The 10,391-nt window shown below is 46.7% G+C and carries 10 protein-coding genes and 1 pseudogene; 4 read left to right on the top strand and 7 right to left on the bottom strand.

Annotated elements, in window-relative coordinates; genetic code table 11:
* The 3 genes and pseudogenes from QZ938_RS17840 to QZ938_RS17830 form a co-directional block, all read right to left on the bottom strand.
* On the bottom strand, window positions 1-900 hold a 900-nt coding region (locus QZ938_RS17840), incomplete at its 3' end, for a leucine-rich repeat domain-containing protein (protein ID WP_293365605.1).
* A 295-nt stretch (window positions 901-1,195) separates the two neighbouring features.
* Window positions 1,196-1,476, bottom strand: a pseudogene (locus QZ938_RS17835) (hypothetical protein); the annotation flags it as partial.
* A gap of 136 nt (window positions 1,477-1,612) precedes the next feature.
* Entirely contained in the window at window positions 1,613-2,539 is a 927-nt protein-coding gene (locus QZ938_RS17830; protein WP_293350014.1) for a TIGR01777 family oxidoreductase, read from the bottom strand.
* Between the two features lie 149 nt (window positions 2,540-2,688).
* Between QZ938_RS17830 and QZ938_RS17825 the strand changes: the two genes are divergently transcribed.
* Window positions 2,689-4,320, top strand: a complete 1,632-nt coding sequence (locus QZ938_RS17825) for a DUF3352 domain-containing protein (protein ID WP_293350011.1) — start codon at window positions 2,689-2,691, stop codon at window positions 4,318-4,320.
* 446 nt (window positions 4,321-4,766) lie between these two features.
* Here the strand turns inward: QZ938_RS17825 and QZ938_RS17820 are convergent, their stop codons facing one another.
* From QZ938_RS17820 to QZ938_RS17805, 4 genes are all read right to left on the bottom strand, one after another.
* Window positions 4,767-4,964, bottom strand: a complete 198-nt coding sequence (locus QZ938_RS17820) for a hypothetical protein (RefSeq protein WP_006632682.1) — start codon at window positions 4,962-4,964, stop codon at window positions 4,767-4,769.
* A 197-nt stretch (window positions 4,965-5,161) separates the two neighbouring features.
* Window positions 5,162-5,578: a tetratricopeptide repeat protein gene (locus QZ938_RS17815; RefSeq protein WP_293146270.1), complete on the bottom strand. Its 417-nt coding sequence runs from the start codon at window positions 5,576-5,578 to the stop codon at window positions 5,162-5,164.
* Window positions 5,579-5,598: 20 nt separating this feature from the next.
* Window positions 5,599-5,766, bottom strand: coding sequence for a hypothetical protein (locus QZ938_RS17810; RefSeq protein WP_293146271.1), 168 nt, complete (start codon window positions 5,764-5,766; stop codon window positions 5,599-5,601).
* Window positions 5,767-5,945: 179 nt separating this feature from the next.
* Complete coding sequence (locus QZ938_RS17805) at window positions 5,946-6,299, bottom strand: iron-sulfur cluster assembly accessory protein (RefSeq protein ID WP_265238087.1); 354 nt, start codon at window positions 6,297-6,299, stop codon at window positions 5,946-5,948.
* Window positions 6,300-6,720: 421 nt separating this feature from the next.
* On the opposite strand from QZ938_RS17805, the gene QZ938_RS17800 reads away from it, so the two are divergent.
* The 3 genes from QZ938_RS17800 (at window position 6,721) to zds (ending at window position 10,313) form a co-directional block, all read left to right on the top strand.
* A complete protein-coding gene (locus QZ938_RS17800) occupies window positions 6,721-8,361 on the top strand; it encodes a hypothetical protein (protein ID WP_293146273.1) in 1,641 nt (546 codons plus the stop codon).
* Between the two features lie 157 nt (window positions 8,362-8,518).
* Window positions 8,519-8,644 carry a hypothetical protein gene (locus tag QZ938_RS17795; RefSeq protein WP_293146275.1) on the top strand — a complete coding sequence of 42 codons (126 nt, stop codon included), beginning with the start codon at window positions 8,519-8,521 and terminating at the stop codon, window positions 8,642-8,644.
* Between the two features lie 232 nt (window positions 8,645-8,876).
* The gene (gene zds, locus QZ938_RS17790; protein WP_293146277.1) at window positions 8,877-10,313 is read left to right on the top strand and encodes a 9,9'-di-cis-zeta-carotene desaturase; all 1,437 of its coding nucleotides are present in this window, start codon (window positions 8,877-8,879) and stop codon (window positions 10,311-10,313) included.
* Window positions 10,314-10,391 lie beyond the last annotated feature (78 nt).

Raw genomic sequence — 10,391 nt, 5'->3', positions numbered from 1 at the left:
CAGTTCGGTCAGGTTGGTGAGTGCCGATAGCCCAGTGATATCGGTAATTTGATTGCTTTCGAGATTCAGTTCGGTCAGGTTGGTGAGTGCCGATAGCCCAGTGATATCGGTAATTTGATTGCAGTAGAGATGCAGTGTGTTCAGGTTGGTGAGTGCCGATAGCCCAGCGGTATCGGTAATTTGATTGCAGTAGAGATGCAGTGTGTTCAGGTTGGTGAGTGCCGATAGCCCAGCGGTATCGGTAATTTGATTGCAGTAGAGATGCAGTGTATTCAGGTTGGTGAGTGCCGATAGCCCAGTGATATCGGTAATTTGATTGTTGCTGAGAATCAGTGTTGTCAGATTGGTGAGTGTCGATAGCCCAGTGATATCGGTAATTAGATTGTTTCTGAGATCCAGGTATGTCAGGTTGGTGAGTGCCGACAATGGAGTGATATCTGTAATTTTATTGTTTTCGATATAAAGTTGTGTCAGGTTGGTGAGTGCCGACAGTGGAGTGATATCGGTAATTTCATTGTCGATGAAATAAAGTTGTGTCAGCTTGGTGAGTGCCGATAGTGGAGTGATATCGGTAATTTCATTGTGGATGAAATCAAGTTGTGTCAGGTTGGTGAGTGCCGACAGTGGAGTGATATCGGTAATTTCATTGTGGCAGAAATAAAGTTGTGTCAGGTTGGTGAGTGCTGACAGTGGAGTGATATCGGTAATTTCATTGCGGGTGAGATTTAGTTCAGTGAGTTTTAAAAGTATTTCCTCGGCTTCATTAGCGTCAGAAGTGCCAGATTGTTCTAATAACACTTCAACTGTATGTCTTGCCGCTTCTGAAAGACTATCTTTGTGCTTGCACCATTCGGCAAAGCTACTGAAATTAATTGGTTGGTTTGCTTGTAATTCTGACATGGTAAATTCCGATTCTATTTCTATTTTGGTAAAATTTCAGTCTGTGTGTCCGTCAGTTCCGCAGTCCGGCAGGGGTTTAAACCCCTGCCTCATAGCTTAAGTCGGTTGAAACCGACTGGAATTACATGATAACAAAGCGATATCGCACATAATACTTGCTGTCAATTTAGGCATTTATTCATTGTTTTAATATCCACAGTCAGTTTTAACTGACTTCAGCTTTGAGCCAGGGGTTTAAACCCCTGGCGGACTTTCGGGCTAGCGGGCTGGCGGCCTGTGCGGCAATGAAAAATCTTCATGTTTGTACGCTAAACTCCTCCGGCTCAATTCCCCAATTTACCCAATGAATTACCTCAATAGCCGTTAGCGAAATCCTCGAAGAGGATCACACTTCAGGAGGTACTCGCAAAGCGTGAATGTGTCCCATACTCGGACAGTCATTTTTAACAAAAAAACTGGTAACGGCTGCCCAGATTCGTCGAAATCGTCCTCAAAATCCATTTTTAACAGGGTATATTCCTGCCAAGTGTCTAATTCTGTGGCTGCTAGTTCTTGACAAATGCGATCGCACCCGAGGCATCGAGATGGATTGTTGGTAGTTGATGTGATTGATTGTTGAGTGGGATGATTTATTTAAAGAAACGAGACAGAGCCTTTGAATATGCGTTCCCAGGCAGAACCCGGGAACGAGGGATATCTAAAAACGCAGGATTTAATTACCCGCCAAAATCTCTGCTAGAGCTAACTTTAGCGTCGGATACTGATATTGAAAACCGCTAGCCAAAGTTTGTTTCGGCAAAACTTTTTGCCCTTCCAAAACAACTTTAGCGCCGTCTCCCAACAGCATTTCTAAAGCAAAACTTGGCACCGGCAACCAAGAAGGCCGACTTAAAACTTCCCCTAAAGTTTGGCACAATTCATTCATCCGCACAGGATTAGGTGCTGTCGCATTCAAAACGCCTTGAACTTGCGAATTTTGCAAACAATACAAAATTAAATCAACTACATCCTCGCGGTGAATCCAAGAAAACCACTGTTTTCCTGTGCCAATTGGGCCGCCAGCAAATAGTTTAAAAGGTGGCAGCATTTTTGCTAGCGCGCCTCCCATTCCCAAAACTATTCCCAATCGCAAAATTGCTAGCCTGGTGCCCGCATTTTTGGCAGGTTGGGCCGCAGCTTCCCAGTCTTTGCAAACTTCTGCTAAAAAATCGTTTCCCGCAGGGCTGTTTTCGTCAAACTCAGCGGTTTCGCTGGTTCCGTAATAGCCGATCGCCGATGCGCTCACAAACACCGATGGTTTAGGATTAGCATTGACGATCGCCTCTACTAATTTTCCTGTCGTCAATCTGCGACTGTCGAGAATCGCTTGCTGGCGGGCTTCCGTCCACCTTTCCTCCGCAATCGGCACCCCAGCTAAATTAACCACAGCATCGCAGCCCGCGATCGACTTTTGCCAATCACCAGACTCCGCCGGAGTGTAGGCGACAACTTCCAAATTCCGATAAGCCGAAGCCGGGAAAACTCGCCCAGCTTTCGCCGCATCCCTACTCAAAACCACCATTTGATGTCCGGCTGCTTGCAGCTTCTCCACCAGCCGGGTACCGACAAATCCCGTTGCTCCCGCGATCGCTACTTTCATCTTTCTTTCCGCACTTGATGTCAACAGCAGTTTACACGATCGCCCAAACCCGTTTTAAATTCTATAAAAATAAATAGCCTGTTCGATCGCCTCCCCACAAGCTCAGTGGATTTTCATTAAACTGATAAAGGACGCGAGGATCGAAAACAATGCCTGCAAAAAAACCAAAGCTTCTAATTGCTGCCGCCATCATCGCAGCAGGTAGCGCCGCGGTGTACCTTTACTTCCACGGTTTGAGCCAACAAGTCTCCAACCCCCAAGACAGCGCCAAAGTTGTACCCGACGAAGCAATGATGGCCGCCTTCATCTCCCCCAATCCCCAAGCGCTGTCACAGTTGCAGCAATTCGGCACCCCCGGCGCTCAAAAGTTGATCGGTGGGGGTTTGAAGGCCTTTCAAGAACAAAGCTTGGCAGGCACTCAAATCGACTTTGAGAGAGACTTAAAGCCCTGGCTGGGGGGCGTGATGGTGGCTTTGTTACCCCCAGATGCTACCGCTAAAACAGAGCCTCCTAAACTGCTCGTTGTAGTCAGTGTCAAAAATAAAATTAGTGCTTGGAATTTTGCTAATAAATTAAAATCTCAGGAAGGTGCCAAAACTCAAGAAACTGAGTACAAAGGAGTTAAAATTTATGAAATTGCAGAGCCAACCGGCAAGCGCTACAGTGTGGCTTTGTTGAACGATCAATTAGTGATGGCTCCTTTGAGAAAGCCTGTGGAATTGGCGATCGATACTTTTAAAGGCTCACCCTCTCTTGCTACCCAGAAGAGTACAAGCAAGTATTTTGCTGAGAGTGCTGGGGTGCCCAATCCGATCGCAACTGTTTATATTGCGGACTATCCTGCCGCGATACAGCAATTGAAAGCTAATTTACCAGATAATTTTCAATTGCCTTCGACAGTGCTTTCACAGTTTAAACAAGTCAAGTCTTTGGTAGCGGGAATAGGGGCCGACAGTTCGGGATTGAGGGTGAAAACTATCGCTCGGTTAGATCCTAAATTCGGACAGCAAAAGCCGCTAGTCGGATCGAAATTGTTGCCCAGATTTCCCGGCGAAACCATTGCTTTAGTAGGCGGTAAGGGACTCGATCGCATTTGGTTGCAGGCGACGGCAGAGGCAAAAGACAGCCCGGAAGTTGACAGGGGCATTCAGCAGGTGAGGAGTAGTTTTAAGCGGTTGGATTTGGATGCAGATCGTGAGGTTTTTGGCTGGATGAATGGGGAATTTGCGATCGGGGCGATCGGTTCGGAGCAAGGTATTTTGTCTCAGTTGGGGATGGGGGCGGCGATGATTTTTGAAACGAGCGATCGCCCCGCAGCGGAAGCAACCCTCAAAAAACTCGATGCGATCGCCAAAAGCAATCCTACAGTCAGCGTCGCCCCCAGACAAGTGCAGGGAAAACAGGTAACAGAGTGGCAAATACCGCAGCAAGGCACTTTATTCGGGCACGGTTGGCTGAATGAAAATTCTGTATTTGTCGCTTTCGGCGGCCCTTTAGTCGATGTCATCACCACAGCGCCACCGCAACCGTTAAGCAGCAGTCGGAGTTTTCAGGCGATCGCCACTGCTGTACCCCAGGCGAACCAAGGTTACTTTTATATAGATATGGACAAAACCATGTCATGGGCGAACCGTTATTTGCTCGCAGTACAGCCCAATTTAGTTTCGCCGCCCGTCACTGAATTGCTCAATTCTCTCCGAGGAGTCAGCGTAGCCACAACTTCGACAGAACCGACAACTGCTCAGCTCGATCTGCTTTTTGCCTTCAAATCTAGCAATTAGGCGATCGGGAATTGGGAACCGGGAATTGGGAATTTTTCTATCCGTTAAATCCCATACATTGCTCCTTGCTCAATATCTTCCGGATGAATGATGACTAATAACTGATATCATGTGCCGTCGATTATAATAACAATGAAAGTTCGTAGTGCGGACTTCAGTCCGCTCTTAAGTGGCGGACTGGGCGTTGTTGATTTACGGTATGAACGACTCAATGTGAAAAAATAAAACAAGCCAGCCAGTCAATCTTCTAAATTTTCAAGTTATCCATTTTCATACCCCGATTAAGCAACACCGCGGACTGAAGTCCGCACTACAAACGAATCTGATTGCGATCAATCGATCGCATACCATATGATGACTAATGACCGATCAAAAAAAAGTTGCTGCCTCTCCAGGGAGGGCAGCTACTCAAATAAAGCATTTTAATGTCTCTCAAAACTTCTGGATTAACCTTCAGACATTCCCGACTTATTCGGCAATTGTAAGTCATCAGGATCTACATAATGACAAACTGCTTTGTCCATGCAAATCAACGCCCAGCCGGATTTATCGATGCTCATCAATTTGTAAGAAGCAGGCTGAATAAAGAAACCTTTGTGGTTGCGGGTTGCTGGTTTGATGTTAACGTGGCTGTCAGTGCTCATGTTCTTACAACTCCTAGTATTTATGTTAGTCAAGTCTGAAAACCGCTGTGCCGGTTTGTCGATCGTCTAAGTTTTCAAATACTAGCACTGACTTCCTGAGTTTTCCATAAAGTTATTTATTGATTTATTACGAGATCGTAATAAACCACAAACCCGATTTCCTTGATCCCCACCACTAAATCGACTTGTTTGCGGGTTTACGGTTCCAGAAGCCACTGTTTCACGCGGGCGAGACTCTTCCAGTCCGGTTTGCGGCTTAATCCTTCTTCAAAATTTTTTGTAACTTCCTCTAACAACTCTTCGGAAGCCATCAGGAGTTGCTGAGCAACTTCTACGTGGGGGCGCACCCCTTTTTCTTTGAGATCCAGAATCGCGACAGCTAGGTTGATGCGAGCTTGGGGGTCGTGAGGGTTCAATTTAACGGCGGTTTTAGCTGCTTTTTGAGCCGATCCGGGTTTATTTTCCAAGAGGTAGAGCCACGCGAGGCTAGCCCAGGCATTGCCATTTTTGGGAGATTTCTCGCACAATTCTTTGAACACGGGGATCAAATTAGCAGGGGCTTCGCCAGCTTGGTAGCGATCGAAACCGTCTTTAAACATTTCTTCAGGGGTCATTCGATTTTGGATTTTGGATTTTAGATTTTAGATTGCTCGAAAGCATGGGTGCGGGACAAAGGAAACGGATCGGAAGCTGATTGTCGATCGCTCACGATCGCGAAGCAATTAGCTGGAGACCAATTACCAGAAAGAATTGGTTGAAAGCCGGAACCCTTCGAGGAAGGAATTAAGATCGGACTATTCATTACTCAATTCCTCGGACTTAAGGGTAGAGGTCGCTCTCAAACTGTCAACCGTCAACTGTCAGCGAAGAGGGCGGGCCCGCACCATCCACCGCCCCTACAACTGTCAACTGTCAACTGTCAACTGTCAACTGTCAACTGTCAACTGTCAACTGTCAACTGTCAACTGTCAACTGTCAACTTTAAGCAGAAAAAGAACTGCCGCAACCGCAAGTTTGAGTAGCGTTGGGGTTGGTAAACTTAAAGCCGCCGCCGATCATCGAATCGCTGAAGTCGAGCACCAAACCGTAGAGATAAAGAATGCTCTTGCGATCGCACACTACCTGAAAACCCTCGTAGTCGAACACTTCATCGTCAGATTTCACAGTGCTGGGGTCTGCGAAATCCATCACGTAAGACATACCAGAACAGCCACCCTGCCGCACCCCTACGCGCAAGCAGAGGTCTTTACCTTGTTTTTCTCGAAGAGCTAAAACTTGACGAACAGCAGAGTCCGTCATTTGAATGCCCCGCTGTTGGGAAATCGCTTGAGTCATAATTTGTGGAACTCCTGAGACTGTCGAATGTTAAGAGTTTAATCTTATTCCTCCATTGTACAGGGAAGAACGAAGTCATTAAGTCATCAGTCATTAGTCAGAAGTGCTGTCCCCGCTCGCGAACGTTATCAGTCATTAGTCATCAGTGCGATCGTCCCGGTTCCCGAACATCCCGGTTCCCGAACGTTATCAGTCTGTCAACTGTCAACTGTCAACTGCCAACTGCCACAGGTCAACTGTCAACTGCCAACTGCCAACTGCCACAGGTCAACTGTCAACTGTCAACTGTCAACTGTCAACTGTCAACTGTCAACTGTGTTCCCAAGCTTGATGTCCTCTCCCCCTATAGGGTTTATGATTGAGAAGCAGCGGTTGACCCTTTGTGGCACCGCAACAATGCTTCACCCAACGGGCTTACTCTATGGCAGCGCTGAATCGCTCTACTCTTCGTCGGCTACAAAACTTACCTCAAATTCCCAGCGTGTGGGAGGGCGACCGCCGACCGTTATCAAATGCTGACTCGCACATGATGCTAGAGGACGACGACGATCCAGAAGCTGGTGGCGAGTGTATTCTCTGGGTGGACGGCTCTGAAGGCATCGTCAGAGCAATGGACATGGTAGGCCCAGATGCCGGCCCAGAGGCGATCGTCCGAGCTCTGCTGCGGGCAATGGAACATCCCCAAAGTCCGGCTCCCGCAGTCCGCCCCCAAAAAATCGTCGTCAAAAACCGAGAAATTCAATTTTACCTGCGGGGCGTGCTTCAAGATTTAGGCATTTCCATTGACTACGTACCGGAATTGCCCTTAATTGATGAAATCTTTCGGGGTATGGAAGAGGTCGCTGTGAATCGGCCTCCCGAATTACCGCCTGAGTACGCCGAAGTGCTAATGGAAAAAGCCGCTCAAATTTGGCACGATGCTCCGTGGCGGACTTTGAGCGAACATCAAATTATATCTATTGAAATCAATCAGTGGGATGTCGCCAGCCTCTACGTGTCCGTATTGGGCCAAGGGAGAATGGATTACGGAGTTTTGCTGTACCGTTCTCTAGAATCCTTGAAGCGGTTTCGAGAGCGAGTTGTCAACGATGACTCTTTTGAAGATTTAGAACAGGCTTTTTTAGGGCAAGACTGTTTGTTTCTCACCTTTGAAAGCGCCGGCGAGCTTGATGAGGATGACGATGACGAAATTGATTTAGCCGATTTGCCTCCATCGGAAATTGAACCGAATTTTGGCAACCTACATCCTTTAGAAGGATTGCGATCGATTCTTTACGAAGAAGAAGCCCTGACGATGTTAGTTGCTCTCGAAGCATTCCACCGCTTTTTCCACAACGGCCGCCGGAAATTGGCAGCAGACACATTTCCCGCTCTCAACAGTCGTTACCGCATCCCTGTTCCGCAGTCTGATGGAGAAATTCAACAGGTATCGGTTAAAGTTTCGACGATGCCTGAGGTGTCTGACGAATTATTACAGATGCTCGGTGATGACGATGACGATGACGATGATGAATTTGAAATGCCACGGCTGCGGGACGATTTGGTTCCGCAAAATTCATTCTTGAGTCTGGGTGCCGTACCTTGGGAAACGGTAGATTTTCTACGCGGAAGTGTCCAGTTTCACGAAGGTGCAGAAGTCGATATTAATACCGCTGGGGATGGTTTGCCTGTAGTGATGATTCAAACTTCCAATCCCAAGGCTAAAACTATGATTCAAGATTTGAAAGAAGCTGGAGGGGTGAAGGCAATTTGTTTTAATCCGGGCGAAGATCCTTTTCAAGACGAGCAATACGACTTGGGTATTTTGCAAACAAAAAATGGGGAATTGTATTTGTTTGGCGAGTTTAATGAAAACGACCCGGTGCATCAGGAAGCTCGCAAAAAGTGGGAGCGCCGCTGTAAATCAACTAACGGTTGGTGCGGTTTGGTGATTGCTAAAGGGTTGATGGGTGCTTCTCGCGGTCAGCCTCAGTTTAAGGATATGGTCGCTTTGTTTGAGGTGCGCTGGGTTTCTCCTAAAGACTTAGGAATTGGGCCACTTCAGTTGATGCCGATGTTTTAAAGTCAGTTATTAGTTGTTAGTTATTTGTTATTTGTTATTTGTTATTTGTTACTCGTGTGATGCTGCTAATAACCAATAACTAACAACCAATGATATTAGTCACCAGTCAACAGTTAGCAGTCATTTTTTTTAATTTGAATTAGGAAGGAGAACGAACGTGTCAAATTCTACTCAAAAGCGAGAAGTGTTAGTCGCCCTTGATGCCGAATTCGCTGAAAAAATAGACCAGTTGACTGATAATTGGACGGAGGCGATAGAACAGGCACTCCGTCTCGCATCTTAATTCCGGCTGGTGAGGGAGGATTGCAAGCTGATTCTTTAGCTGTTTGTTAAAATGTGTCTGCTTGGCGCCAAACTTATCTGGAACAAGGCCCTTACGGTGAAATTAGTGCGGATTTTTTGGCAAGAATTCAGAGAGGGGTGCAAGTGGCGATCGGCATTTACGCACTTTAGAATGTTTCGGAAACTCTAAAACTTGTTACAATTTGTAAAAATACTGGATAAGGATAGGTAAAATGCGGGTTGCGATCGCAGGTGCGGGACTGGCTGGAATGACCACAGCAGTGGATTTAGTGGATGCCGGCCACGAAGTAGAAATTTTTGAGTCCCGCCCTTTTGTCGGCGGCAAAGTCAGCAGTTGGGTAGATCCCGACGGGAATCACGTTGAAATGGGTTTGCACGTATTCTTCGGCTGCTATTATAACTTATTTGCCTTAATGAAAAAGGTGGGAGCTTTTGACGATTTGCTCCTCAAAGATCACGTCCACACTTTTATCAATCGAGGCGGCGAAACTGGTTCTTTGGATTTTCGCTTTCCCGTGGGTGCTCCTTTGCATGGTTTGAAGGCATTTTTTACGACATCCCAGCTAACGGTACAAGACAAAATTCAAAATGCGATCGCCCTGGGAACTAGCCCCATCGTCCGTGGTTTGATCGACTTTGACGGAGCAATGAAAACCATCCGCAATTTGGATAAAATTAGCTTTGCTGACTGGTTCCGCAGTCAAGGCGGCAACCAAAACTCCCTCAAAAGAATGTGGAACCCGATCGCCTACGCACTAGGTTTTATCGACACCGAAAATATTTCTGCCCGGTGTATGTTGACAATTTTCCAATTCTTTGCATCCAAAACCGAAGCCTCTGTCATGCGGATGCTGGCCGGTTCTCCCAACGAATATTTGCACAAACCAATTGTCGAATATTTGGAAAGTAAAGGAACCAAAATTCACACGCGGCGCAGAGTGCGAGAAATTCAGTTTCAAGAAGGTGCAGAAACTCGTGTCACAGGCTTAGCAGTAGCCAGCGGCGAAACTGAAGAAATTATTACCGCCGATGCTTATGTTTTTGCCTTAGATGTGCCTGGAATACAAAAAATATTGCCCCCAGCTTGGCGCAAATGGTCGGAATTTGACAATATTTACAAATTGGATGCTGTGCCCGTTGCGACAGTACAATTGCGGTTCGACGGCTGGGTAACGGAACTAGAAGATGAAGCCAAGCGAAAACAGTTGAGCCATGCTGTCGGAATTGATAATTTGCTATATTCAGCAGATGCAGATTTTTCTTGTTTTGCCGATTTGGCGCTGACAAGTCCTAAGGATTATTATAAAGAAGGACAAGGTTCTCTGTTGCAGTTGGTGCTGACACCGGGCGATCCGTTTATCAAACAAAGCAATGAGGCGATCGCCCAACACGTACTCAAGCAAGTTCAGGATTTATTCCCCTCAGCACGGGAATTAAACATGACTTGGTTCAGTGTGGTTAAGTTGGCTCAATCTTTGTACCGGGAAGCACCGGGTATGGATGTTTACCGCCCCGCTCAAAAAACGCCGATCGGCAATTTCTTTCTAGCAGGAAGTTACACTCAGCAAGACTATATCGACAGCATGGAAGGTGCGACTCTTTCCGGCCATCAAGCGGCGAAGGTAATTCTGGAAGCTTACAATCATTAGTCCATTGTTTCTCTGGATTCGATCACCCTGGCACCCCCCTTAATAAGGGGGGGACAAGAGTGTTTTCAAAGTCTCCCT

The organism is Microcoleus sp. CAWBG27 (assembly GCF_020883145.1).
Taxonomy (GTDB): Bacteria; Cyanobacteriota; Cyanobacteriia; order Cyanobacteriales; family Microcoleaceae; genus Microcoleus.
This window is presented reverse-complemented; position numbering and strand designations above follow the sequence as displayed.

Bases quoted from the DNA above. Each gene is read 5' to 3' on its own strand.
- QZ938_RS17825 (WP_293350011.1), top strand. From the start codon at position 2,689: ATGCCTGCAAAAAAACCAAAGCTTCTAATTGCTGCCGCCATCATCGCA.
- QZ938_RS17820 (WP_006632682.1), bottom strand. From the start codon at position 4,964: ATGAGCACTGACAGCCACGTTAACATCAAACCAGCAACCCGCAACCAC.
- QZ938_RS17805 (WP_265238087.1), bottom strand. From the start codon at position 6,299: ATGACTCAAGCGATTTCCCAACAGCGGGGCATTCAAATGACGGACTCT.
- zds (WP_293146277.1), top strand. From the start codon at position 8,877: ATGCGGGTTGCGATCGCAGGTGCGGGACTGGCTGGAATGACCACAGCA.
- QZ938_RS17800 (WP_293146273.1), top strand. From the start codon at position 6,721: ATGGCAGCGCTGAATCGCTCTACTCTTCGTCGGCTACAAAACTTACCT.
- QZ938_RS17830 (WP_293350014.1), bottom strand. From the start codon at position 2,539: ATGAAAGTAGCGATCGCGGGAGCAACGGGATTTGTCGGTACCCGGCTG.
- QZ938_RS17810 (WP_293146271.1), bottom strand. From the start codon at position 5,766: ATGAATAGTCCGATCTTAATTCCTTCCTCGAAGGGTTCCGGCTTTCAA.
- QZ938_RS17815 (WP_293146270.1), bottom strand. From the start codon at position 5,578: ATGACCCCTGAAGAAATGTTTAAAGACGGTTTCGATCGCTACCAAGCT.